19 protein-coding genes are annotated in these 25,313 nt (G+C 68.5%); 13 read left to right on the top strand and 6 right to left on the bottom strand.

Annotated elements, in window-relative coordinates:
* Positions 1 to 5: 5 nt before the first annotated feature.
* Both OU994_RS15460 and OU994_RS15465 read right to left on the bottom strand, forming a co-directional pair.
* Complete coding sequence (locus OU994_RS15460; protein WP_131149109.1) at positions 6 to 383, bottom strand: hypothetical protein; 378 nt, start codon at positions 381 to 383, stop codon at positions 6 to 8.
* Between the two features lie 42 nt (positions 384 to 425).
* Positions 426 to 1,628, bottom strand: coding sequence for a porin (locus OU994_RS15465; protein ID WP_281611498.1), 1,203 nt, complete (start codon positions 1,626 to 1,628; stop codon positions 426 to 428).
* Positions 1,629 to 1,981: 353 nt separating this feature from the next.
* On the opposite strand from OU994_RS15465, the gene OU994_RS15470 reads away from it, so the two are divergent.
* From OU994_RS15470 to OU994_RS15520, 11 genes are all read left to right on the top strand, one after another.
* Entirely contained in the window at positions 1,982 to 3,142 is a 1,161-nt protein-coding gene (locus tag OU994_RS15470) for a S9 family peptidase (RefSeq protein WP_281611499.1), read from the top strand.
* 271 nt (positions 3,143 to 3,413) lie between these two features.
* Complete coding sequence (locus tag OU994_RS15475) at positions 3,414 to 4,361, top strand: VOC family protein (RefSeq protein ID WP_281611500.1); 948 nt, start codon at positions 3,414 to 3,416, stop codon at positions 4,359 to 4,361.
* The gene (locus tag OU994_RS15480) at positions 4,361 to 4,732 is read left to right on the top strand and encodes a Rieske (2Fe-2S) protein (protein ID WP_281611501.1); all 372 of its coding nucleotides are present in this window, start codon (positions 4,361 to 4,363) and stop codon (positions 4,730 to 4,732) included. The genes OU994_RS15475 and OU994_RS15480 overlap by 1 nt, the downstream gene beginning before the upstream one ends.
* Positions 4,729 to 5,859 (top strand): FAD-dependent oxidoreductase, encoded by a 1,131-nt coding sequence (locus OU994_RS15485; protein ID WP_281611502.1) that lies wholly within the window; start codon positions 4,729 to 4,731, stop codon positions 5,857 to 5,859. Before OU994_RS15480 ends, OU994_RS15485 begins: the two co-directional genes overlap by 4 nt.
* An 18-nt stretch (positions 5,860 to 5,877) precedes the next feature.
* Positions 5,878 to 6,462, top strand: coding sequence for a cupin domain-containing protein (locus OU994_RS15490; protein ID WP_373922599.1), 585 nt, complete (start codon positions 5,878 to 5,880; stop codon positions 6,460 to 6,462).
* Positions 6,459 to 7,448, top strand: a complete 990-nt coding sequence (locus OU994_RS15495) for a fumarylacetoacetate hydrolase family protein (protein WP_281611504.1) — start codon at positions 6,459 to 6,461, stop codon at positions 7,446 to 7,448. The genes OU994_RS15490 and OU994_RS15495 overlap by 4 nt, the downstream gene beginning before the upstream one ends.
* A 10-nt stretch (positions 7,449 to 7,458) precedes the next feature.
* Complete coding sequence (locus OU994_RS15500; protein WP_281611505.1) at positions 7,459 to 8,397, top strand: NAD-dependent epimerase/dehydratase family protein; 939 nt, start codon at positions 7,459 to 7,461, stop codon at positions 8,395 to 8,397.
* Positions 8,398 to 8,637: 240 nt separating this feature from the next.
* Positions 8,638 to 10,311, top strand: a complete 1,674-nt coding sequence (locus tag OU994_RS15505; protein WP_281611506.1) for a DUF1302 domain-containing protein — start codon at positions 8,638 to 8,640, stop codon at positions 10,309 to 10,311.
* A gap of 17 nt (positions 10,312 to 10,328) precedes the next feature.
* A complete protein-coding gene (locus tag OU994_RS15510) occupies positions 10,329 to 11,672 on the top strand; it encodes a DUF1329 domain-containing protein (RefSeq protein WP_281611507.1) in 1,344 nt (447 codons plus the stop codon).
* Positions 11,672 to 12,757, top strand: a complete 1,086-nt coding sequence (locus tag OU994_RS15515) for a YCF48-related protein (protein ID WP_281611508.1) — start codon at positions 11,672 to 11,674, stop codon at positions 12,755 to 12,757. The genes OU994_RS15510 and OU994_RS15515 overlap by 1 nt, the downstream gene beginning before the upstream one ends.
* A complete protein-coding gene (locus OU994_RS15520) occupies positions 12,754 to 15,195 on the top strand; it encodes an RND family transporter (protein ID WP_281611509.1) in 2,442 nt (813 codons plus the stop codon). The genes OU994_RS15515 and OU994_RS15520 overlap by 4 nt, the downstream gene beginning before the upstream one ends.
* 13 nt (positions 15,196 to 15,208) lie before the next feature.
* Here the strand turns inward: OU994_RS15520 and OU994_RS15525 are convergent, their stop codons facing one another.
* Entirely contained in the window at positions 15,209 to 16,162 is a 954-nt protein-coding gene (locus tag OU994_RS15525; RefSeq protein ID WP_281611510.1) for a LysR family transcriptional regulator, read from the bottom strand.
* A 181-nt stretch (positions 16,163 to 16,343) separates the two neighbouring features.
* Here OU994_RS15525 and OU994_RS15530 point away from each other — a divergent pair, with 181 nt between their 5' ends.
* Both OU994_RS15530 and OU994_RS15535 read left to right on the top strand, forming a co-directional pair.
* A complete protein-coding gene (locus OU994_RS15530) occupies positions 16,344 to 17,156 on the top strand; it encodes a cyclase family protein (RefSeq protein WP_281611511.1) in 813 nt (270 codons plus the stop codon).
* A gap of 309 nt (positions 17,157 to 17,465) precedes the next feature.
* Positions 17,466 to 19,715 (top strand): family 1 glycosylhydrolase, encoded by a 2,250-nt coding sequence (locus OU994_RS15535; RefSeq protein ID WP_281611512.1) that lies wholly within the window; start codon positions 17,466 to 17,468, stop codon positions 19,713 to 19,715.
* Between the two features lie 345 nt (positions 19,716 to 20,060).
* On the opposite strand, the gene OU994_RS15540 is transcribed toward OU994_RS15535, so the two are convergent.
* The 3 genes from OU994_RS15540 to OU994_RS15550 all read right to left on the bottom strand — a co-directional run bounded on the left by OU994_RS15540 (position 20,061) and on the right by OU994_RS15550 (position 25,282).
* Entirely contained in the window at positions 20,061 to 21,188 is a 1,128-nt protein-coding gene (locus tag OU994_RS15540; RefSeq protein WP_281611513.1) for an MBL fold metallo-hydrolase, read from the bottom strand.
* A gap of 1 nt (position 21,189) precedes the next feature.
* A complete protein-coding gene (locus OU994_RS15545) occupies positions 21,190 to 23,355 on the bottom strand; it encodes a S8 family serine peptidase (protein WP_281611514.1) in 2,166 nt (721 codons plus the stop codon).
* Between the two features lie 334 nt (positions 23,356 to 23,689).
* Positions 23,690 to 25,282, bottom strand: a complete 1,593-nt coding sequence (locus OU994_RS15550; protein ID WP_281611515.1) for a family 43 glycosylhydrolase — start codon at positions 25,280 to 25,282, stop codon at positions 23,690 to 23,692.
* Positions 25,283 to 25,313 lie beyond the last annotated feature (31 nt).

The following is a 25,313-nucleotide window of genomic DNA, read 5'->3' on the forward strand; positions in this document are numbered from 1 at the left end:
GACGCTTACTGCAGCGTCAGGATGACCTTGACGGTATCGTCCACGGCCGACTTGTCGATGTAGCCGATGGCTTTCGGATCGTCCGCCACGGCCTTCTTCACCTCCGCGTTCGACTTGAATTCCTTCGGCGCCTGGGCCTTGCCGGTGAAGACCAGCTTCGACCAGATGGCCTTTACCTGGGCGGCATCCTTGTCCGTCACCTTCTTGTAGAACTCGTTGCGGATGGCCGAGCCGTCGGCCTGGTCGACCGGCGTGAACATCGTCGATTTACCGAGGAAGAACTGGGCCGCCTGCTCGGAGAACATGCGCGTGGCCGGGTTCTTGGCGCTGACGATCACCACGGTTTCCGCACGGACCGGGAGCACCGCGCCGGCGGCGAACATCGCGGCAACCAGGATATATACAGTCTTTTTCATCATGGTTCCTTAGAAAACGAAGTCGACACCGGCGGCGAGCACGGTGACTTTCTTGCCCACGCCTGCCGGGGTCACGTCCGACAGCAGGGCGTTCTTCACGCCCGGCTTGATGCGGTCGACCTGCACCTTCAACGCGGCCGACTTGGCGAAGTCCCAGCGCACGCCGAGCGTGTCCGATTTCTGGCCGGTCGGCGCCAGGATGGAAGACATCGCGCCATACAGCGGCGGAATGCCTGCCAGGCCGGCGGGAATGCTGACCGAAGGCTTCGACTTGAAGCTGCCGTGCGAGTAGTACGGCAGCACCGTGCCGAAGCGGTAGCCGGCCATCAGGTACCAGGCGTCCGCATCGGCCAGGAACATCTTGTCCACCCCGCGGCGAATGCCGTATTCCGATTGCACCACCATGTTGTTCCAGTCGGCCATCAGGCCGACGGACGTGAACGAGATCACTTTCTTCTCGCGCATGCTGAAGTCGCTCGCGAACTGCTCGAAGCCGGCATGGGCCACCGCGTCCGACAGCTTGTTCAAGTCCTTGGCGTCGATCGTCAGCTTGCCGCGCACGTGGGCGACGCGCAGCTGCACCGGGCCGCGTTCAGCGGTGAACGCGATCGCCGCGTGCGGCGACTGGAAGCGTTCCACCGACTTGTCCTGGGCCGTGTAGGCCTTGCCCCGCACCACGCCGCCCACCGCCTGCACGGTGAAGGTGGTCTCGCCCACGCTGTGCTGCCAGCTGATGTCGGCGCCGTCGATGTTTTCCAGGAAGTTCGAGCCATACAGCTCGGTCGGCGGGCGCATCATCGTGTTCGCATAACCCACGTTCTGGTAGTCCGAGATCAGGAACGTCGGCATCACCACGCGGCCGACGCGCACGGCGATATCGTCATTGACCTGGTACTTGACGAAGGCCCATGCCAGCTCGGTCGTGAAGCTGTCGCCGGTCGACTTGCGCGACAGGATCTGGGTGGTGGCGGACAGCTTGTCGGAGAACTTGTACGTGGCTTGCAGGCCGAGGTTGGAGTCGAGGCCGATGGTGGTGGTGCCGGCGGTGCCTTCGCGCTGGTTCGAGCGCGTGTAGCGGGCATCTTCCGTATTGCTTTTCGCGGCAGCCAGCGTGCCGAAGCCGGTGATGCTGAGGTTTTCGCTGCCGAGGTCGGCCGCGTGGGCAGCGCCGAGGGTGCCGAGCAGCGCTGCGGCTAACAGTGTGAGTTTCATTCGTTGATCCAGTGTTGTTCGTCTTGCCGCGAAGTCGGTGGCGGCGGCCGTGTCGGATGGAACAATAGAGGAATTGCCGTGTGGCATCAAATTGTTTTCGTGATCGGGTAGCCATTTAACAAGTTACTGTCGCCTTTTTTGCACAGCAGGGCTCGCTTCAGGCCTGGGATCGCGCCAGGGATCGATCCAGGTATCGATCCGGCGGATGGCTGGCATGGAAATAATCCATTTTTCGGCACCGCGCCGTTTCCTTATATTGCTGACAGCCGTCCTGTCCGCGCCGCCGCCGGCCGCGCCGACGAGGGCGCGCCGCCGAGGGCGCACCGCCACCATCATCAATACAAGGAATCAGCATGTTCAAGTACTTCCCGACCAACTATGTGTGGAACCTGTCGGTCGACCTGGCCATCGAAATGGGCGCCAGGATCGGCGAGATCGAGGAAATGTGCGCGCCGCTGCAGGAAGCGGCGCGCCAGCCCGATGCCGACGGCACCCGCGCTTTCCGTGCCACCTGGTCGACCATGGCCGACAAGCTGTGCGGCCTGGCCGAGGAAGACGAGCGGCGCGGCCGCCTGATCTCGGCCGGCGACAAATACGGCCGCGCCGCCACCTACTACCTGACGGCGGAACGCCTGCAGGCGCACGGCGCGCCGGGTCGCGTGGAGCTGTACGGGCGGTTCCTCGACGTATTCGCCCGCGGCATCCGCCTGGCTGGCGAGAACTGCGAGCGGGTGGAAATTCCCTACGGCGACGGCCACATCGCCGGACTGCTCGTGCGCGCCGAGAACGTGCAGGGCCCCGCGCCGATCCTGGTGCAGGTCAACGGCCTCGATTCCACCAAGGAGATGAAGTACCGCGTCGGCCTGCCGCGCTGGCTGGCGCAGCGCGGCGTGTCGTCGCTGGTGATCGACCAGCCGGGCACCGGCGAGGCGCTGCGGCTTCACGGCATGACGGCGGTCTTCGACAGCGAACGCTGGGCCTCGAAGGTGGTGGACTGGCTGGAGACCCGCGACGACGTCGATCCCAAGCGCATCGGCCTGGAAGGCGTGTCGCTGGGCGGCTACTACTGTCCGCGCGCGGTGGCCTTCGAGCCGCGCTTCGCCTGCGGCGTGGTGTGGGGCGCCAACCACGACTGGCGCGACGTGCAGAAGCGCCGCCTGGCGAAAGAGGGCAGCTTCCCGGTGCCGCACTACTGGGAACACGTGCGCTGGGTATGGGGCGCCAGGGACATGGACGACTTCATGCGCATCGCCGAGAACGTGCACCTCGACGGCGTGCTGGACCGGATCACCGTGCCGTTCCTTGTCACCCATGGCGAAAAGGATTCGCAGATCCCGCTGCACTGGGCCCAGCGCACCTACGACCAGCTTGTCAACAGCCCGGGGCGCGAACTGAAGATCTTCACGGACCGCGAAGGCGGCGTGCAGCACTCCAGCTTCGACAACTCCGCCAATGCCGGCGCGTACATCGCGGACTGGGTGGCCGAGACGCTGGGCGGACGGACGGCTGTTTGAAAGCGCATGCATTCACCCCAACAGCGAAGGGCTGGGGTCAGGGAGGAATACTGGCTTGCAGGCCAGTATCGCTACGTCGGCAAGGAGCGATGCTCCTTGAAACCCCGACTACGCCCCGCCGGGGTGGAGCAGGGATTTCGCGAAGCATGCTTCGCGCCTGCGCAACGGTCCTGGCATGCATGCCAGGACTCCCTCCTGCCCCCGGATCCTGCACTTGGGGTGGCTAACCCGAACGATATCGAATCCAAAACCAGACTCACCAGGAGACATCATGAACATCATCGGACCCGACGCGCTGGTCTTCGGCGTGGACGACCTCGCCGCCTGCGCGCAATACCTGGCCGACTACGGCCTGGCCCCGGCCGGCAACGGCCGCTTCGAGGCGCTGGATGGCACCGCCATCGTGCTGGCGCACAAGGACGACGCCGGCCTGCCGCCGCCGATGGGAACGGCCAGCATGCTGCGCAAGACCATCTACGGCGTGGCCGACCAGGCGGCGCTGGGCGCCATCGCAGAGGAACTGGGCCGCGACCGTGAAGTGAAACGCCTGCCGGACGGCAGCATCGAGGCGCTGGACGACATGGGCTTCGTGCTCGGCTTCCAGGTGAGCGTGCGCCGCACGCTGGACATGCCCGCCGAAACCATCAACGCGCCCGGCGCGGCACCCCAGCGCAAGCCGAACGTCGTCGCCGTCGATGAGAACGCGCCGGCACTGCCGCGCACGCTGTCGCACGTGGTGTATTTCGTGCCGGACGTGCCGCGCGCGGAAAAATTCTATGTCGAGCGGCTGGGCTTCGCATGCACCGACCGCCTGGTCGGCGCCGGGCCGTTCCTGCGCCCGGCCGGCACGCTGGATCACCACACGCTGTTCCTGATCCAGACCCCGCCGTTCATGAAGGGCATCGAGCACTTCACCTTCCACATGGGCGGCCCGACCGAAGTGATGCAGGCCGGATCGCGCTTCGTCAACAAGGGATACCAGTCGTTCTGGGGCCCGGGCCGCCACAAGATGGGCTCGAACTGGTTCTGGTACTTCAATTCCCCGCTGGGCTGCCATGTCGAGTACGACGCCGACATGGACTTGCACGATGAACAGTGGACCGCGCGCGAAGCACCGGCCGGCGCCGACGCGTCGCAGCTGTTCCTGTTCGAGAAGCGCGACAACTGGGCACCGGGCGGTCCGCCGCCCGGCGCCGCGGGGGCCGCGGAACGGCACTGATGGACAGCGTGTACCTGTGCCGGCTGGAAGACATCCCGGACGGCACGTCGCGCGGCTTCGATCCGTCGCGCGCGGGGCGCGACACGGTGTTCGTGGTGCGGCAGGGCGCCCGGGTGTACGCCTGGCGCAACGCCTGTCCCCACTACGGAACCCGGGATCGCGAAGTCCCGCTGGCCTGGCGCAAGGATGCCTACCTGGATGCCGGCCGCTCCAGCATCGTCTGCGCCGCGCACGGCGCCCGGTTCGACATCGCCACCGGCATCTGCACGCTGGGACCCTGCCTGGGGCAGGGCCTGCAGCGCGTCGAGGTCGAGGTGGCGCCCGATAACAATATTTACATACCGCCGCAGGGCGGAAGGAGACCAATATGACGCACCCTGTCCAACGCGTGCTGATCGTCGGCGGCGGCTTTTCCGGCATGTCCGCCGCCATCGAACTGAGAAAACGCGGCGTCGCCGTCGACCTGGCCGAGATCGATGCCGGCTGGCGTTCGTACGGCGCCGGCATCAGCCTGGGCGGCGCCACGCTGCGCGCGTTCCGCACGCTGGGCGTACTGGACGAATTCGTGCGGCGCGGTTCCGCGCACGACAACGTCGACCTGCACACGTCCGGCGGCCACCACATCGCCACGCTGCCCACGCCCCGCCTGGCCGGGCCGGACGTGCCGGGCGGCGGCGCCATCATGCGCCCCGTGCTGGCGGAAATCCTGGCCGAAGCCACCCGCGCATCCGGCACCACTGTGCGCCTCGGCTGCACGTTCGCGTCATTCACGCAGGATGCCGATGGCGTCGACGTGACGTTCACCGATGGGGCCACCGGCCGGTACGGCCTGGTGATCGGCGCGGACGGCCTGTATTCGGCGATGCGCGACGCGCTGTTCCCCGGCGCCGCCGGCCCGAAATACACGGGGCAGGGCGTCTGGCGCGCGGTGCTGCCGCGGCCGGCGTACATCGACCACGCGATGATGTGGCTGGGCCCGAAGATCAAGGCTGGCGTCGCGCCCGTATCCGATACGGAGATGTACCTGTACGTGACGGAAGACCGCGCCGAGCGCACCTACGTCGATCCGGCGCAGTTCCTGCCGCTGCTGCGCGACCTGCTGGCGCCGTTCGACGTGCCGGCGCTGCAGGCCATCCGCGCCCGCCTGGCCGAGGATTCGCAGGTGATCTACCGGCCGCTGGAAGGCTTGCTGCTGCCGCGCCCATGGCACCGCGGCCGCGTCGTCCTGATCGGCGATACGGTGCATGCCACCACGCCGCACATGGCGTCCGGCGCCTGCATCGGCATCGAGGATGCGATCGTGCTGGCCGAGGAACTGGAACGCCACGCCGATATCGATACCGCACTGGACGCCTTCGAGGAACGGCGCTGGGAACGCTGCCGCATGGTGGTCGAGAACTCCGGGCGGCTCGGCGAGATCGAGATCACCGGCGGCGACAAGGCCGAACACGGCCGCATCATGCGCGAGACGCTGGTCGCGCTGGCCCAGGCGATCTGAGGGCGGCGCATGGAAACCATGAAACCCGTCCGCCGCATCGTCACAGGCCACGACGCCACCGGCAAGGCCATCGTGGCCGAGGCCGGGCCGCTGCCGACCGTGGTGCCCATCGAGAAGATCCCCGGCACCGTGTTCCATGAAATCTGGTCCACGGCCGCCACGCCGGCCCCGGTCGGCAACGGCGCCGATCCGACCCTCGGCCCCCTCGTGCTGCCGCCCCCTCGCCACGGCTCGCGCATCCGCATCGTCGACATTCCGCCCGATACCGACGAGTTCCTGGCGCAAGGTGGGGCGCGGATGAAGGATGCCTTCACGCAGATCGGCGATGCCGCCGCGTCCACCGTCAAGGCCGACTCCCCGCATCCGCTGATGCACCGCACCGAGTCGGTCGACCACGGCATCGTGCTCGAGGGCGCGATGACGCTCGTGCTGGACGACAGCGAAGTGCCGCTGGCGCAGGGCGACATCGTTGTCCAGCGCGGCACCAACCACGCCTGGGCCAACCGCTCCGGGGCCATGTGCCGGATGCTGTTCGTGCTGCTCGACGGCGAATACGAACCCGGCCTGCGCACCGCGCTGGCCAACCGCAAGGAGAATGGATGAAATTCGCAACGTTGAAATCGGCCCGTCCGGACGGCCGCCTGGTGGTGGTCTCGCGCGACCTGTCGCGCGCCGTGGATGCGGGCCATGTCGCCGCCAGCCTGCTCGACGCGGTCGAGCGCTGGGATGCCGTGCAGGCACCGCTGCGGGCACTGTACGACAGCCTGAATGAAGGTTTGGCCGAAGGCAGTTTCCCGTTCGACCCGGCGGCCTGCCTGGCGCCGCTGCCCCGCACCTGGCAGTGGGCCGATGCCTCGGCGTTCCTGAACCATGGCCGGCTGATGGAACGGGCCTTCAACACGGAGCCCATTCCCGATTTCGAGACGATCCCGGTGATGTACCAGGGCGCTTCCGACGATTTCCTCGGCCCGCACGACAACGTGCCGCTTCCCGACGAAAGCCTGGGCATCGATTTCGAAGGCGAATTCGGCGTCATCACGGGCACCGTGCCGATGGGCGCGACCGCTGCCGCGGCCCAGGAACGGGTGCGGCTGCTGGTGCAGGTCAACGACTGGAGCCTGCGCAAGCTGGGGCCGCGCGAGATGAAGACGGGCTTCGGCTTCTTCCAGTGCAAGCCGTCGACCAGCTTCGCGCCGGTCGCCATCACGCCGGACGAGCTGGGCGAGGCGTGGCATGACGGCCGCGTGAAGCTGGACCTGCACGTGCAGTGGAATGGCGCGTGGTTCGGCAACCCGAACGGCGCCGAGATGAACTACAGCTTCGGCCAGCTGATCGCCCATGCGGCGCGCACGCGGCGGCTGTCGGCCGGCACCGTGATCGGTTCCGGCACCGTGTCGAACGAGAACCGCGCCGCCGGTTCGGCCTGCATCGCCGAGCGCCGCGTGATCGAGATCATCGACCATGGCGAGCCGCGCACGGAGTTCATGCGCTTCGGCGACCGGGTGTCGATGACCGCGCGCGATGCGCACGGCAATGCGCCGTTCGGCACCATCGACCAGCAGGTGGTGCCGGCCCGCGCACCGGATTGAGGGCCGCGCCATGCACATCGCGATCACGGGCGCCGGCGGCTTCGTCGGCGCGGCGCTGGCACAGCACCTGGCGCGGCACAGGATACCGGGCCGGCCGGCGGTCAGCCGCCTCACCCTGGTGGACCGCCGGTTCGCCGACGCGCCGGACGATGCGCGCGTACGTCTCATCCACGGCGACTTCGGCGTCGACCAGGTACTGGATGCGGTGTTCGACGTGCCGGTCGACGTGCTGTTCCACCTGGCCAGCGTGCCCGGCGCCGAGGCCGAGCGCGATTCCGCGCTGGGCTACCGCGTCAACCTGGTGGCGCCGCTGGCGCTGTTCGAACGGGCCGCGGCGCAGGAGCGCGCGCCACGGCTCGTCAACGCCAGCAGCATCGCCGTGTATGGCGCCGAGCTGCCGGACACCGTCGGCGACGACACGCCGCCGCGGCCAGCCATCAGCTACGGCGCCCACAAGCTGGCGTGCGAGATCGTGCTGGCGGACCTGGGCCGGCGTCGCCTGGTGGACGGCATCTCGCTGCGGCTGCCCGGCATCGTGGCGCGGCCCGGGCTGTCGGCGGGGCACGGCTCGGCGTTCATGAGCGCCATGCTGCGCGCCGCCCAGCTTGGCGAACCGTACACCTGCCCGGTATCGCCGGCGGCGGCGTGCTGGTGGATGTCGCTGCAGGCCTGCGTGGCCAACCTCGTGCACGCGGCGGCACTGGACCCGTCCTTGCTGCCGGAAAGCCGCGCGATCACGCTGCCGGTGCTGCGGTTGACCGTGGAAGAAGTCGTTGCCGCGCTGGCCAGGCGCTTCGGCGCCGCGTCCGTCGCCGGCATCCGCTGGCAACCGGTTGCGGGCATCGAGCAGCTGTTCGGGCGCATGCCGCGGCAAGTCCCCGGCATCGCCGCACGGCTGGGCTTTATCGACGACGGCGACTGCGACGCGCTGGTCGCGCGGGCGCTGTAGCGTGCATCGCGGCGGCGCCCGTCACCTGCGGCGCCATCGCGTTTCCCGATACGTCACATCGCCATAAACCATTTTTCGGCATCCCCCGGGCTCGGTATTCTTGACCAACAAGAAAACGGAGACCCCTCCCGCCTCGCTGTCGCAGACACGCAAGGCACCGCTTCACTCGCAGCACAACAATAAAACGCGCACGACACGCGCGGCGGGTCCGTTCGTCCCGCATAAAACCAAGGAGACACCATGAAACACACCAGAGCAGGCATGACCGCCGCCGTGGCCGCGGCGCTTGCCGCCATGGCCGGCGCCCAGGCGGCGGAGATCGCCACGACCATTCCCGACCTGACGGTCCGCTGGGACAACACGGTCAAGTACAGTACGGCATACCGGCTGAAGCGTCCCTCCGCCGTGCAGGTCACGCCGGGCGAAAACACGGTCAACACGGATGACGGCGACCGCAATTTCGGCAAGGGCTTCGTGTCGAACCGCGCCGACCTGCTGTCCGAGCTGGACATCTCCTATCGGAATTTCGGCGTGCGCGCCAGCGGTGCCGCCTGGTACGACGGCGCCTACAACCGTTCCACCGACAATGCGTTCCGGCCGACCTGGAACGCGGCCTCGGTACCGCCCACCGAGTTTACGGACGCCACCCGCAGGCTGCACGGCAGGAAGGCCGAGCTGCTCGATGCCTTCGTGTTCGCCAAGGGTACGCTGGGCGAGATGCCGTTCACCGTGCGGGCCGGCCGCCACGCGCTGGTGTATGGCGAAACGCTGTTCTTCGGCATGAACGGCATCGCCGGCGCCCAGCAGCCGATCGACGTCGTGAAAGGCCTGTCGGTGCCCGGCACCCAGTTCAAGGAACTGCTGCGCCCCGTGGGCCAGGTGTCCGGCCAGGTCCAGGCCGGCGCCAACGTCAGCCTGGGCGCCTACTACCAGTATCGCTGGGAGAAGAGCCGCCTGCCCGCCGCCGGCAGCTATTTCTCCACCGTCGACTTCCTGGACGACGGCGGCGAACAGCTCTACACCGGCGTGGATGCGACCGGCCGGCCGGTGGCGCTGGCACGCGCGCACGACCGCCTGGCCAGGGATTCGGGGCAGGGCGGCATGCAGCTGAAATGGAGCCCCGAGGGCCTCGGCATCGACTTCGGGCTGTACGCCGCGCGCTACCACGACAAGGCCCCGCAGGTGGTGCTGGCACCGGGCCTGCACACCTATTCGCTGTACTACCACGAAGGTATCCGTACCTACGGCGCCAGTGCCACCACGACGCTGGGCGAGTTCAACTTTTCCGCCGAAGCTTCCGTGCGCCACAACACGCCCCTGTCGCATGCCGGCACGGCCGACCTGTTCGGCCTCGTGCCGGCGGCCTTCGGCGGCCCGGCCAGCGCCTCGGACAATCGCGGCAATCCGGTCTATCCGGTGGGCCGTACCGCCCACGTGAACGTGTCGATGCTGGCGTCGCTCGGCCCAAGCTTCATCGCCCGCGAGGCGTCGCTGGTGGGCGAGATCGCCTGGAACCGGGTGACCAGCATCACGAGGAACGCCACGATGATCGACCCGAACGCGCGGCGCGAAGGCACGGCGGTGCGGGTGCTGTATGAACCGAGCTACCGGCAGGTGGCTGGCGGGCTCGATGTGTCGGTACCGATCGGGCTGGGCTATGCGCCGGCCGGCCGCTCGCTGGCACTCGGCAACAGCTTCGGCGTGCAGCGCGGCGGGGACATCAGCGCCGGCCTGAACGCCGTCTACGAGAGCGCCTGGTATGTGTCGCTCAACTACACCCATTACTTCGGCCGCGAGGATACGCCGACAGTCGTCACGCACGCCCCGCGAACACTGCCGCAATCAGCCTACACCTACGGCCAGGCGATGAAGGACCGCGATTTCCTGTCGCTGTCCATCCGCCGCACATTCTGACGACAATGGAGACAACCATGACACGCATGAAGCACCTGCCGGCCGCGCTGGCGGCCATCCTGTTCGCCGGCGGCGTTTATGCCGCCACCGCCGAGGAGGCGGCGCAACTGGGCAAGAGCCTGACGCCACTGGGCGCCGAGAAGGCCGGCAACAAGGATGGCACGATCCCGGCCTGGGACGGCGGCCTGGCGAAGCCCGCCGCCGGTTTCACGAATGGCGGAAAGCGCGACCAGGATCCGTTCGCCGGCGACAAGCCGGTCGTCTCGATCACGGCGAAGAACATGGAGCAGCATGCCGACAAGCTGTCCGACGGCAGCAAGGCCATGCTGAAGAAATACCCGTCGTACCGCATCGACGTGTATCCGACGCGCCGCACCGCGGCCGCGCCGGACTGGGTGTATGCGAACACGGCGAAGAACGCCACCCGCGCGAAACTGGGCGACAAGCTGGTGCCGGAAGGCGCCTATGCCGGTATTCCATTCCCGATCCCGAAGACCGGCGCGGAAGTAATGTGGAACCACCTGCTGCGCTGGCGCGGCACCGACTGGCAAAAGCCGTTCCGCTCCTACCTGACGACGGCGGCCGGCAAGCCGGTGATGACGGTCGACGGTACGGCCGACGGCAGCATGCCGTACTACTACAAGGACGCTGCGGACAAGTTCAACGGCACCTACTGGACTATCCGGCTGGTCAACTCCGGCCCGCCGATCCGCGCCGGCGAAGCGATCAACGGCAAGCTCAATCTCGATCCGGAAAAGGATTCCAGCTACGTCTACCTGCCGGGCCAGCGCCGCACGCGCAAGCTGCCGAACGCCTGCTGCGACACGCCGACGCCGGCCACCGCGGGAGTGATGAGCTTCGATGAAGTGGATATCTTCGGCGGCCGCCTGGACCGGTTCGACTGGAAGATCCTGGGCAAGAAGGAGATGTACATCCCGTATAACAGCAACCGCTCGCTGAAGGGCAAGGATGCCGACCTGCTGGGGCCGAACCACCTGAATCCGGACGGGGTGCGCTGGGAGCTGCACCGCGTGTGGGTGGTGGAGGCGAAGCTGAAGGCGGGCCAGCGCCACCTGGCGCCGCGCAGCGTGTACTACATCGACGAGGATTCGTGGACCGGCGCGCTGGCGGACCGCTGGGATGCCAATGGCCAGCTGTGGAAGACGCTGTGGTCGCTGCCGGTAACGATGCCGGACCTGCCGGCCACCACCAGCATCACGTTCGGCTTCTACGACCTGGTGTCCGGCACCTGGTTCGTCAGCGACCTGGTGACGGAAAAGGCCGTGCAGTACAAGCAGGTGCCGCGCTGGCCGGAAGCCACGTGGAGCCAGGAAGCCCTGTCCGGCGCGGGGTTGCGCTGATGGGCCGTCTGTTCAACACGCTGCTGATTGCCTGCCTCGCGCCGGCTGCCGCCACTGCGGCTCCGGTGCCGGCGCAGGGCGCGCAGCAGGGAATACAGCAAGGCGTCCATGCGGTACTGGACCGGCCGGCGGCGAGCGACCGCCAGGCGCCGCGCCGCGTGATGCTGGGCCTCGACCGGATGGAGGGACGTGCGATTGCCGTGGGCGAGCGTGGCCTGGTGCTGCTGTCGGACGATGGCGGCAAGGCCTGGCGGCAGGCACAGGTACCGGTCAGTGTCACGCTCACGGCGGTGCGCTTCGTGACGCCACGGCTGGCCTGGGCGATCGGCCACGGCGGCGTGGTGCTGCACAGCGCGGACGGCGGCGCCACCTGGCGCCGGCAACTGGACGGGCGCGGCATCATCCGCCTGCTCGACACCGCGGCGCGCGGCAACGAAGCGCTGGCCGCCACGGCACGCCAGTTCGCCGCCGACGGTCCGGACAAGCCCTTGCTCGACCTGCATTTCTTCGACGAGCGGCGCGGCATCGTGGCCGGCGCCTACGGCCTGGCGCTGCGCACGGAAGACGGCGGCGCCACCTGGACGGTCCTGAATGACGCGATCGACAACCCGGACGGCTTGCATGTCTACGCGATCGCCGTGCGCGGCGAGGAAACCTGGCTGGCCGGCGAGCAGGGCTACCTGGCCCGCTCGCTCGACGGCGGGCGCAGCTTCACGCGCGTGCAGGCGCCGTACCGGGGCACGTGGTTCACCGCCAGGGCATTGCCCGATGGCGGCATGCTGTTCGGCGGCCTGCGCGGCAATGCATTCCGCTGGAACGGGCAGGGCTTCGAGCAGCTGGCCGGCTACGCGCCGGTGTCGCTGAGCGCATCGGCGGCCGGCAAGGACGGCGTGCTGCTGGCCGACCAGGCCGGCCACCTGTACCGCGCCGGCAGCGCCGGCCAGCCGGCCCGGATGGTGAAGCTGGCCACGCCGCCCGCGCCGATCGCGGCGCTGGCGACGACGGCCGGGGGCGATGTGCTGGTGGCCGGCGTGCGGGGCGTTTCCCGCATCGACGCGGCCATGCTGGAAGGAGGTGCGCCATGAGTTTCGGCGGCTCCGCGGGCGAACAGGCGGTGATCCGCGACCTGTCCCACTTCGATACCCGCTCCGGCAGCGCGCTGGAGCGGCTGCTGTTCAACCACCGGCTGCTGGTGGCGCTGGCCTGCCTGCTGGCCACGCTGGTGCTGGGCTGGCAGGCCACGCGCCTGAAGCTCAACGCCAGCTTCGAGGACATGATCCCGGCCAGCCATCCGTACATCGCCAATTACCTGGAGCACCGCGACCAGTTGAGTGGCCTCGGCAACGCGGTGCGCATCGCCGTCGCGGCCAAGGGCGGCACGGTGTACGACGCACAGTACCTCGCCACGCTGCAGAAGATCAGCGACGAACTGTTCCTGATTCCCGGCGTCGACCGCACCTACATGAAGTCGCTGTGGACGCCGTCCACGCGCTGGGTCGGTGTGACGGAAGAGGGCATGGAAGGCGGGCCGGTGATCCCCAACGACTACGACGGCTCGCCGCGCAGCGTGGCCCAGGTGCGCGAGAACGTGGCCCGTTCCGGGGAGATCGGCCAGCTGGTCGCGGTCGATGGCCGTTCCAGCATCCTGTACGTGCCGCTGCTGGAACGCGGCGCGGACGGCCAGCCGCTGGACTACGCGGCGCTGGGTGAACGCCTGGAGCAGCTGCGCGCCAAGTACGCCGGCGGGCAGGTGGACCTGCACATCGTGGGGTTCGCGAAAGTGGCGGGCGACCTGATCGAGGGGCTGAAGCAGGTGCTGCTGTTCTTTGCCGCCTCCACGCTGATCGCGGCGGCGATGCTGTACTGGTACACCCGCTGCGCGCGCAGCACGCTGCTGGTGGTGGCCTGTTCGCTGGTGGCCGTGGTGTGGCAACTGGGCCTGCTGCCGCTGCTGGGCTACGGGCTCGATCCGTACTCGATGCTGGTGCCGTTCCTGGTGTTCGCCATCGGCATGAGCCACGGCGCGCAGAAGATGAACGGCATCATGCAGGATATCGGCCGCGGCACGCACAAGCTGGTGGCGGCACGCTATACGTTCCGCCGGCTGTTCCTGGCCGGCCTGGCGGCGCTGCTGTGCGACGCGGTCGGTTTCGCCGTGCTGGCGATCATCGACATCAAGGTGATCAAGGATCTGGCAGCGGTGGCCAGCATCGGCGTCGCGGCGCTGATCCTGACGAACCTGATCCTGCTGCCGATCCTGCTGTCCTGGCTGGGCGTGGACGCCGGCGCGGCGCAGCGCAGCCTGCGCGCCGAGGCGGCCGAAGCGAATGGCAATGTCATGGGCAGCGGCAGTGGCAGCTGGTCCGTGCTGGAACGGTTCACCGAACGGCGCACCGCGGCGGCAACCATCGCCGTGGCCGCGCTGCTGGGAGCGGGCGGCTATTACGCCAGCCTGCACGTGAAGATCGGCGATCTCGACCCCGGCGCACCCGAACTGCGGCCGGATTCGCGCTACAACCGCGACAACGCCTATGTGGTGAGCCACTACGCGGCCAGCAGCGACGTGTTCGCCGTGATGGTGAAGACGCCGGACAATGCCTGCGCCAGCTACGACACGCTGATGCGCGTGGATGCGCTGGAATACCGGCTGTCGCAGCTGCCCGCGGTCGAGACGACCAATTCGCTGGCGCTGCTGAACCGCCGCGTGCTGACCGGCATGAACGAAGGCAGCCTGAAATGGTATGAGCTGGTGCAGAACCAGGGTGCGCTGAACATGGTCACGGCCGGCGCGCCGCGCGGCCTGTACAACGACACCTGCAACCTGCTGACGCTGTGCGCCTACCTGACGGACCACAAGGCCGACACGCTGGCCGGCGTGGTGAAGGTGGTGGAGGACTTCGCCCGCGAGAACGACACGCGCGACGTGAAGTTCCTGCTGGCGGCCGGCAACGCGGGCATCGAGGCGGCCACCAACATCGTCGTCCACGATGCCAGCCGGGCCATGCTGTACTGGGTCTACGCCGCGGTGATCGTGCTGTGCCTCGTCACGTTCCGCTCCTGGCGCGCCGTGGTGTGCGCGGTGGTCCCGCTGGTGCTGACGTCCGTGCTGTGCGAGGCGCTGATGGTGTGGCTCGGCATCGGCATCAAGGTGGCCACGCTGCCGGTGATCGCGCTGGGCGTCGGCATCGGCATCGACTATGCGCTGTATGTGATGAGCATCCTGCTGGCGCGCCAGAAGGCCGGCGACTCGCTGCGCGAAGCGTACAGCCATGCGCTGCGCTTCACCGGCAAGGTGGTGCTGCTGACCGGCGTGACGCTGGCGATCGCGGTCGCCACCTGGGCCCTGTCGCCGATCAAGTTCCAGGCCGACATGGGCATCCTGCTGGCGTTCATGTTCCTGTGGAATATGGTCGGCGCGCTGGTGCTGCTGCCGGCGCTGGCCTGCTTCGTGATGCCGTCGGCCCGGCGGCAGGTGCAGGACGCGCCGGCGGGCGTGCCGGCGCAGGCGGCGCTGGCCGACTGAACGGCCGGGTGGATCAGGAGTACGCGGCCATGGGCGCCGCGTGCTCCCGGGGAGGCTGGCCGAACGGGTCGACCCGCGCGATATCGGCCAGCACGGAACGCAGCCAGATGTGCGAAGGATCGCGGTCCAGGAAGTGGTTCCACTGCATGCACATCTCCAGCGCGGGGATTTCCAGCGGCGGCGGCAGCAGGCGGATCGGGTAATAGCGGGCCAGCGTGCGGGCCAGGCGCGTGTGCATCGTGGCGATGCGGTTGGTGCCGATCACGAAGTGGGGAATGCTGGTGAAGTTGGTCGTCGTCACTTCGATGCGCCGGTCATAGCCGCTCACCTTCAGGAACCACTCCTCGAAACTGGTCACCGCGTTGCCGAAGCGGGAAGACACGTGGCCCAGGCCCATGTACTGGTCCAGCGTCAGCGTATCGCCGACCGCCGTGTTGCCGGTCCACGCGATGCAGGTATAGGTTTCCTCGAACAGCACGTGTACCGGATGCGTTTCGGCGATGAACTTGCGGGGCAGGACGATCAGGTCCACCTCGGCGCGTTCCAGCAGGTCGATCGGGTTCGATGTCGTCGGCAGCACGTCGAGCGTGATGTTCGGCGCGGCGCTGGCGATGCGCTGGCCCAGGTCGCCCAGCAGCACCGTCGAGATGTAGTCGCTGGCGAGGATGCGGAAGGCGCGGCTGGCCGTCTGCGGATCGAACTCGGGGCGGATGTCGATGGTCGCCTGGATCTGCAGCAGCACCTTGCGCACCGGGTCGCACAGGCTGGACGCCAGCGGCGTGAGGATCAGCGTGCGGCCGACGGGGACCAGCAGTTCGTCCTTGAAGTAGTCGCGCAGCCGGGCCAGCACGCCGCTGGTGGCCGACTGGCTCAGGTTCAGGCGGCCAGCCGCGCGGGTGATGCTTTTTTCGCTCAGCAGTGCGTCGAGCGCGACCAGCAGGTTCAGGTCGAGGCGGTTGAAGCGCATGGTGTCTCCTTTGATTCTTCTTGAAAATTATGCGGAGGATGATGCCACATCCCGCCAGCCGCCATGGCGGCGCGGGCATCGGTTTTGTGGATACCTGTGATCGATACAATCCATTTTGCGGTGGCGCCGGCGGGCAGTACGCTTCACGCGACAATAACCTGACACCAAGCCGGAGACCGCAATGACCCGCCGCTTCATCGACCTTTCCATCTTCCTCGAGAACGAAGTACTGTCCGACCCGCCGCCGCTGGCGCCGAAGATCACGTACCAGAAACACACGGACACGCTGCCCGAGTTCATGGCGATGATCCCCGGCACCACCGCCGCCGACTACCCGGACGGCGAAGCCGCCGCCGCCGAATGGGTGACGATGACCACCCACAGCGGCACCCACCTCGACGCGCCATACCACTTCCATTCCACGATGGATGCCGCCACCGGCGAGAAAAAGGCCTCGATCACGATCGATGAAGTACCGCTGGAGTGGTGCTTCCAGCCCGGCGTGAAGCTGGACTTCCGCCATTTCCCCGACGGCTACGTGGCCACCGCAGCCGACGTGGCCGCGGAACTGGACCGCATCGGCCACGAACTGCGCCCGCTGGACATCGTCGTCGTGAACACCCGCGCGGGCAGCCGCTATGGCCACAACGACTATGTTTCCGCCGGCTGCGGCATGGGCTACGAAGCCACCATGTACCTGCTGGAGCGGGGCGTGCGGCTGACCGGCACGGATGCGTGGAGCTGGGATGCGCCGTTCTCGTTCACGGCCAAGAAGATCGCCGAGACGGGCAACAAGGCGCTGATCTGGGAAGGCCACAAGGCCGGGCGCGACATCGGCTACTGCCACCTCGAGAAGCTGCACGCGCTGGAGAAGCTGCCGGCGCATGGTTTCTATATCAGCTGCTTCCCGCACAAGGTGCGGCGCGGGTCGGCGGGGTGGACGCGGGCGGTGGCGATTTTCGACGATGCGTTGATGGCGCTGCCGCGCAGCTGAGTTCGTGTCAGCGTGCCTGACCCCCTGAAACGAACTCGGCAGTAGAGCCCGGATCAGCTCGTGTCAGCGTGCCTGACCCCCTGACACGGACTCGGCAGTAGATTCTGGATCAGGTTCGGGGCGAGTGCCGGGCCCGGGGGTAACCAGATGGCGGAAGATCCGTGTAAATGACAGTTTCTTGTAAGCGTTTATAGGATTCTTCCGCGCCGCAGCACGAGGTTTTGTCCGACAAACCTGTTCTCTCTCCACCCACGCCAGCCTGTACCGTGCAGTTCTAAGCTAGGGGCGGATCAACACTGGAGAGAAAACATGAGCCATGACACGAACAGTCCTGCATCCCCCGCCACCGGTTCCACGGCGCTCGAACTGTGGGGCGGCCTCGAATGCACGATCAACCGCGTGTCGGACCAGTACTTCAGCCAGATGGAACGCAACGGCCACATCGACCGGCTCGATGACATCGACCGTTTCGCCTCGCTGGGTATCCGCGCGGTGCGCTATCCCGTGCTGTGGGAACGCACCGCGCCGGACGGCGTGGACAAGGCGGACTGGTCGTGGTCGGATGCGCGGCTGCCGCGCCTGCGCGACCTGGGCGTGGAACCGATTGCCGGGCTGGTGCACCACGGCAGCGGGCCGATGCACACCAGCCTGGTGTCGCCGTGCTTTGCCGAGAAGCTGGCCGAGTTTGCCAGCGCCGTCGCGCAGCGTTATCCGTGGCTGACGTTTTACACGCCGGTCAACGAGCCGTTGACGACTGCCCGGTTCTCCGCGCTGTCCGGGGTGTGGTACCCCCACGCGCGGTCGGAACAGTCGTTCGTGCGTGCGCTGCTGAACCAGTGCCGCGCCACCATCCTGGCGATGCGGGCGATCCGCGCCGTCAATCCCGATGCCAAGCTGGTACAGACGGACGACCTGTCGCGCACCTATGGCACGCCCGAAATGGCCGAACTGGTCGACTTCTTCAACGAACGCCGCTGGCTGTCGTGGGACCTGCTGTGCGGCATGGTCGGTCCCGAGCACGCGCTGTACGACTTCATGCTGAAGTCCGGCGCCGATCCGGAAGAGCTGCAGTGGTTCCGCGACAACCCGTGCCCGCCGGACATCATCGGCGTCAATTACTACATCACCAGCGAACGCTGGCTCGACCACCGGGTCGAACGCTTCCCGGACAGCCACGTGCACGAGTACAAGGGCTTGCGCCATGCGGACATGGAAACCGCGCGCGTGCTGGCCAACCCCACGCGCGGCATCGGCCCGCTGCTGGGAGAAGTCTGGGAGCGCTACAAACTGCCGGTGGCGATCACCGAGGCGCACATCGACGCCCACCGCGAAGACCAGCTGCGCTGGCTGCGGGAAATCTGGCAGGCCGCGCAGGCACAGCGCGATGCCGGTGCCGATATCCGCGCCGTCACCGTGTGGGCGCTGCTGGGTTCCTATGACTGGAATTGCCTGGTGACGGCTTGCCATGGCTACTACGAACCCGGCCCGTTCGACGTGCGCGGCGCCGAACCGCGGCCGACCGCCGTGGCCGACCTGATGCGCCGGCTGTCGAGCGGGCGCCGGCTGGATCACCCGGTGCTGCATGGCAGCGGCTGGTGGCACCGGCCGGGGCGCTTCCTGTGCCAGCCCGTGGCGGCGCCCGCCGTGACGGCATCGCTGACCGAGCGCCAGCAGGCCAGGGCGGTGATGCCGCCGATCCTGGTGGCGGGGGCCAGCGGGGCGCTGGCGCGGGCATTTGCCGCGCGCTGCAAGGCGCGCAACCTGCCCTGCGTGCTGGCTGGCCGCGACATGATGGATGCCACCGATCCCGCGGCGGTCGAGCGCATGATCCGCCAGCACCGGCCGTGGGCCATCGTCAACGCGGCGGGGTGCCGCCCGCCGGCGCCGGGCATGGCCGACGTGGGCCAGACGGATGAGCAGTACCGTGCCCACGTCGCCGGTGCCGTCGTGCTGGCCCTGGCGGCCGCGCGGCACGGGTTGCCATACCAGATGTTTTCCAGCACGGCGGTGCTGGCCGGGGTCGAGGGCCGGCGCGACGAGGCGGCCGTTCCAGTGCCGCTCGATGCCTTCGGCGAATGCCAGGCCGAAGCCGAGCGCCGCGTGCAGGGTGCCAATCCCCGTTCGCTGATCGTGCGCAGTGGGCAGTTCTTCAGCGCGGACGGCGACGTCGGCCTGCTGGGCCAGGCGCTGGCATCGCTGCGCGACGGGCAGCCGGTGGCCATCCCGCCCGACCTGGCACTGGCGCCGAGCTACCTGCCGGACCTGGTGGATGCTTGCCTGGACCTCGCCGTCGATGGCGAACAGGGTATCTGGCACTTGAGCAACCACGGCGGCGTAGCGGCCGTGGACCTGGTGGCCCGTGCCGCGCAGCTGCTGGGACTGGGTACGATGCTGGTGCAGGACGCCGCCAACGACGCGCAACCGCTGCCGGTGCTGGAGACGCGGCGCGGCGCGCTGCTGCCCTCGCTGGACTACGCGCTGGCGCGCTTCGCCGCCGCCAGCCAGGCCCACGCACAGGCCGTGGAGCGGCGCAGCGTGCCCCGCGCAGGGCGTGGGTGAGGAAGGGGTTTCGCGGAGCACCGCTCCGCGCCTTCCGAACGGCGCAGCCTTGCAAGGCTGCGACTGGGCAAGGAGAGGAACGGCACAGCACAGCCCTGAAGGGCTGCGACTGGGCAAGAAGGGAATGGTGCTTCGTGCAGTGTCAGCCGACACATTGGAAGCGCATGCATTCACCCCAACGCCGAAGGCTGGGGTCAGACCGGCGGGGTGAAGCAGGGGTTTCGCGAAGCATGCTTCGCGCCTGCGCAACGGTGCTGGCATGCATGCTAGCACCCCTCCCTGACCCCGGAATTTGCACTTGGGGTGGGCCTATCCAGGCGGCATCAGGCCAAGAGGGACAGCCGTTCAGTAGTCCACCGCGGCCAGAAGGTCGATCATGACGCCCGTCTGGTCGCGGCTCCGCGTGCGCAGGCGTGCTTTCAGCTGCGGCGCGGCGGCCACGGCGGCGGCGATGTTGGCGGCCAGCGCCGGCCGCAGCGGGTTGCTGCGGTTGGTCAGCCACACGCGCCAGCCGCGCCGGCGCGCGCCGTCGGCGATCCACACCAGCGTTTCCGACGCCGGATTGTCGTGCCGGCCATCGGCCGAGATCACGTAATGGCGCGCCTGCACGCGGTGGAAGAATTCCGGTGCCAGGTTGCGGTCGCTGCCGTGGTGCGGCACCTTCAGCAGGTCGAAGAACACGTGGCCGTTTTCATCCAGGAAACCGGCTTCCTCCAGGCCCGCCAATATGTGGTCGCCGCGCGCATCGCCCGTGAGCAGCATGCGTGCGCGCCTGCCGCGCGGTCCGCGCGCGGTGACGACCAGCACCAGGCTGGACAGGTTGAACACCGACCTGTCCACATAGGCGGCCGTGGCGGCGGCATCCTGCACGGTCTTGCGTTCCCACTCGATGGCCAGCTTGCGCAGGTGCGCCAGGTTCGGGCAGACCAGCTGCACGTCCAGCACGCCGAGGTCGAGCGGCAGCATCGTCGCGCCGCCCTCGGCGACCAGCGATGCGGCGCCGCCGTTGATGGCCGCCTGCAGGCGCGCGATCTGTTCCAGCAATCCCTGGCCCTGGCGCACGCTGGCCTCCAGCGCCTGCAGGCTGGCGGGGCGCGCATGGCCATCGAGCGTCGCCAGGGCGGCCTGCGCCGGTGCCGGCAGGTGCTCCAGCAGCGAGGCATCGAAGGTATTGAGCCAGAACCGGTCGCACTGGGCCGGACAGTCTTCCGCGCCGAGGCTTTCGGCCAGCGCCAGCACGCCGCCGATATGGTCGCCGTCCAGGTGCGTGACGAGGATATGGCGCAGTTCCAGCGGCAGTTCGCCCAGCCGCTCGCCGATCTGCGCCAGGCGCGGGCGCAGCGTGCGTTGCCAGGTGGCGCGCGGGCCGCCGTCGATCAGCAGGTGGCGCGGGGCCGCGCTGTCGCCATAGTGCAGGATCAGCGCATCGCCCTCGGCGGCATCCAGCGCTTCCAGGGAAAACAGGGCGGCCATGTCATACCGCCTGCAGCGCGCGCAAGGCATCGACCAGGCCGCGGCCCTGGAACGCCGGCTCGCGCCCCAGGTCGGTGGCCGAGTCGCGCAGGATTGCCTTCACGCGGTCCGGATGGCCCATCAGCTCGGGATGGCGGGCCAGCAGCAGCGCCGCCACGCCGGACACGTGGGGCGCGGCCATGCTGGTGCCATCCATCGTGGCCGTCTTCCCGTGCGGCACCGTGGACGTGATCTTCTCGCCGGGGGCGACCAGGTCCGGCTTGGCGCGGCCGTCGCCGGTCGGGCCGCGGCTGGAAAAGTACGACACGCCGAAGTGGTGCGGATCGCTCCGGTGCGTGGCGCCGACGGTGATCACGGCTTGCGCATTGCCTGGGTCCGTGAGGCTCTGCCCGCGGTACGCGCCGCCCAGGCTGGTGCGCGCGTAGGCTTCGTCGAAACCGAAGTTGCCCGCGGCCGCCACCACCACCACGCCGCTGCCGACCAGCCGGTTGCACTCCAGGCAGACCGGCGTGCTGCCGCAGCCGTAGCTGCGCACCGAATGGTGCAGCGACAGGCTGATGTTCAGGCCATGCACATATTGACGGTCGCGGCTGCCGTTCAGGTAGCGCACGTACTGCAGCGCCGCGAGGATGGTGAATTCGTCGGCGTTGCCGTCGCTGTCGAACACGCGCAGGTCGAGCAGTTCGATCGCCGGGCACATGCCCAGCAGGTCGGTGCTGTCCGCCAGCTCGGCGGGCAGGGGCAGGCCCCGCTCCAGGTAGGCGCGGCCATGCCAGCCGGCGCCGAGGATGCCGGCGACATGGGTGCCGTGGCTGTCGGCTGGCGCTTCGTAATCGCCGGGCGCGTGCGGCACGTCGAGCAGCGGTTCGAGCAGCGACCAGTCCAGCATGCGGCCATCGGCCAGGTAGCGGGCGATGCGGCCGGCCCGTTCCAGCAGCGCCGCGCCGCCGGGCTGGCGGGCAAGGCGCGCCATGACCGCTTTCGGCAGCGTGCCGGCGGTGAGGTCGGCCAGGCGCGTGAAGTCGAGGGTGCGCACGATGCGCGATCGCCGCGGGTCGCGATCGTCGCTGGCGAGGTCGTCATTGGCCGGATCGTCATTGGCGGGATTGTCATCGGCCGGATCGTCACCGCCCGGATTCTTTCCGGCGGGATCACCGGTAGCGGGATCGCCGCCGGCCGGCCGCGTGCCCGGCCGGCGCGCACCATCGGGCGGCTCGGTGCGGACGAATGCGGGGTGGCCGGCATCGATGCCGGAATCGACGATGGCCCAGCGCACGCCGCGCCCTCCGGTATCGAACACGCGGCTGGCGGCATCGGCCTTCACTGTCAGGCGGCTCCGGGTGACCGCGTGGCGGGCAGGGCGGTTGCGGGCGATGTGCCACAGCGGCGGCACGGCATCCGGCAGCGCATCGGACACCGCGGTGGTCCCCGCGTTCTTCTTTGCACCGGGCGGTGCCGCGCGGGCATCTTCGCAGCAACTTGCCAGCACGCGCAGCACGGCGCGGCTTGCCGCCAGGATGTTCGCCTGCAGGGCCGCGTCGCCGATGCTGTCACGCGTGACGCCGAGCAGGCCCAGGCCCACGTACAGCGCCGCCACGTTGACCAGGCGGACCAGCGCGCCGCGCACGCCATCGGCGGACGGTTCGCCGCCGGGGCCATCGACCTCGTCGACCACCAGCCGTCCCACGTCCTTGAAGCGGCCGATGGTGTCCACCGTTTGCAGGTGGTCCAGCACGTGCCGGCCCAGCGCCTGCGCGGTGCCGTCGTCGCGCAGCACCGCCGTTTCCAGGCGTTCCGCCGGGGTGATGCCGCGCCGCCACCATGCCGTCAGCGGCAGCAGGCGCAGCAGCGCGAAGAAGTCGAGCCGTGCCAGCAGGTGGGATTCGTTCGAGGCGATCACGGGAGGCGCGCAGTCCGCGGAGGCACCGGCATGGCAGGCGGCGATCGCCTGGCGCAGCGTGGCGGGGTGGATGTCGCTATGCGGGGTCAGCAGCAGCGACGCGCTGCCCGCGAAGCGCAGCTCGGCCGCGTAGTGCAGCCATACATCAGCGCCGATCGGCAGGTCGCTGGTGAAGCGGCCCGGTTCGGGCGCGCAGCCGGCGTAGACCAGCATGTACGCGAGATCGCGTGCCAGCGGCGTCAGCGGCGTGAACGGTTCTGCGGACATGGGTACCTCCACGGTACGGGCGCGGGAAGGGAAGTACCAACATTGTAGTCACGGCTCGCTACCGGCGGTGGAAATAAGTAAGGCCGGGGTCCGCGCTATTTAACTGCCGAGGCCGTGTCAGCGTGCCTGACACCCTGACACGAGCTCAGCAGTCTTGTCGCGGGGGAGTGCGGGAAAGTCAAGATGCACCGCACCGGCAATGCGGTTTCCCTTTGCAAGGGATAACTTCTTCGAGGCAGCCCGACACTGCCGAGCTCGTGTCAGGGGGTCAGGCACCCTGACACGAGCTCGGCCGTCATGGCCGGCGGGGGAAGCATGGGAAGAGCGGAAAGCGTCAGCCGAAGGCGCGGTACCGGAAGTTCCGGAATCGGGCCTCGCCGGTGCCGGCCGCGTACAGCGCCGGTTTCAGCGACATGAAGCCGCCCCGCACGTTGTGGTGGTAGCCGGAGACTTCATACCCGCGCGGTCCCCGCGTCCACGTCTTGCCGTCGCCCGACAGGTGGATGCTGACCACGTGCCGGCGGTTGCGGATGCGCAGGAACACGCGCTTGCCGAACGGATTGGCGGGCTGGCCGTGCTCGGTGCCGTAGCGGTGCAGCACCAGGTTCTTTTCCTCGAAGCCCATGCCGCAATACAGCTTGTGGTCATAGAACAGCAGCAGGCCGGAGCGGGTGCCGGGATCCACCTCGATCTCGCACTCCACTTCGTAGTCCTGGTCGGGCACCACGAAAACCAGCGGCGACGAGTCCGACGGCATCTTGCCGGCCGCCTTCAGGTGCAGCGTGCCGTTGCGGCGCATCAGCCGCTTCGACTCGTCCGGCGACGGGTTGAAGAAGTTCCACTGGATGCCGTACTTGTCGGTGGAAAAATCGTCCGACAGCGGCATGCCGTGCGCTCCCGGAGTGCCTTTTGCCGGTTTCCTGATCGGCTGCGCCAGGTCGCCGCCGCCGAAGTCCGGCCAGCCGTCGGCCGACCACGTGACGGGGGCCAGCAGGCATTGCCGGCCCAGCGTCCAGTAGCCGTTCTCATAGCCGTGGTAGACGCTCCACCAGTCGCCGGCCGGGCCCTGCACCAGCGTGGCATGGCCGCGCGACCACCATTTCTCGGCCACGTCCGTGGTGCGCACCAGCGGGTTGCGCGGATGGTGTTCCCACGGCCCGTCGATCGACTTCGAGCGCGCGGCGATGACCATGTGGCCGGTGGGCGGGCCCGAGGTGCCGCCCACGGCCAGGATCAGGTAGTAGTAGCCGTTATGGCGCAGCACCTTCGGGCCTTCCGGCGAGAAGGCTTCCACTTCCCAGTCGTCCGGATAGCGCCACGGCTCGTAGACCTTTTCCGGCTTGCCGATCGTCGACAGGCCATCGTCGGCCAGCCGCACGCGGTCCACGCCGGACAGGAACAGCCAGCGCGAGCCGTCTTCGCCCACGGCGTGGCCGGGGTCGATGTGGCGCGGCAGGTCCAGGTCGATGGGGTCTGACCACGGCCCTTCGATCCGGTTCGCCCAGATCACCCACGAGGTGGTTTTCGAGCCCGGCACCGCGGTCTTCTTGGTCGGGATGTAGAGGAAGTAGCGGCCCTTGTGCTTGCACAGTTCCGGCGCCCACACCGAACCGATGTTCCGGTGCAGCGTGGCCGTCACGGGCCGCCAGTTGACCAGGTCCTTCGAATGCCAGATCACCAGGCCGGGATAGGCGTCGAAGGTGGAAAACGTCATGTAGTAATCGTCGCCGTCCTTCAGGATCGACGGATCGGGGCGGTCGCCCGCCACGATCGGATTGAGGAAGGTGCCGTTGCCCAGGTCCGGCTTGCGCTGGCCTTCGAAGCCGGTGCCCCAGGCGGGGATGGCGGGCGCGCAGGCAGCGGCCGCCGCCGCCGGGGCCGGCGCGCCGGCTCCCAGCAGCAGCGAGCCGAGGCCCGCCGTCTTCATTGCATCGCGTCGGGAAACCATCGGCGGCCCG

It is taken from the genome of Pseudoduganella sp. SL102, from assembly GCF_027856995.1.
GTDB lineage: Bacteria > Pseudomonadota > Gammaproteobacteria > Burkholderiales > Burkholderiaceae_D > Rugamonas > Rugamonas albidiflava.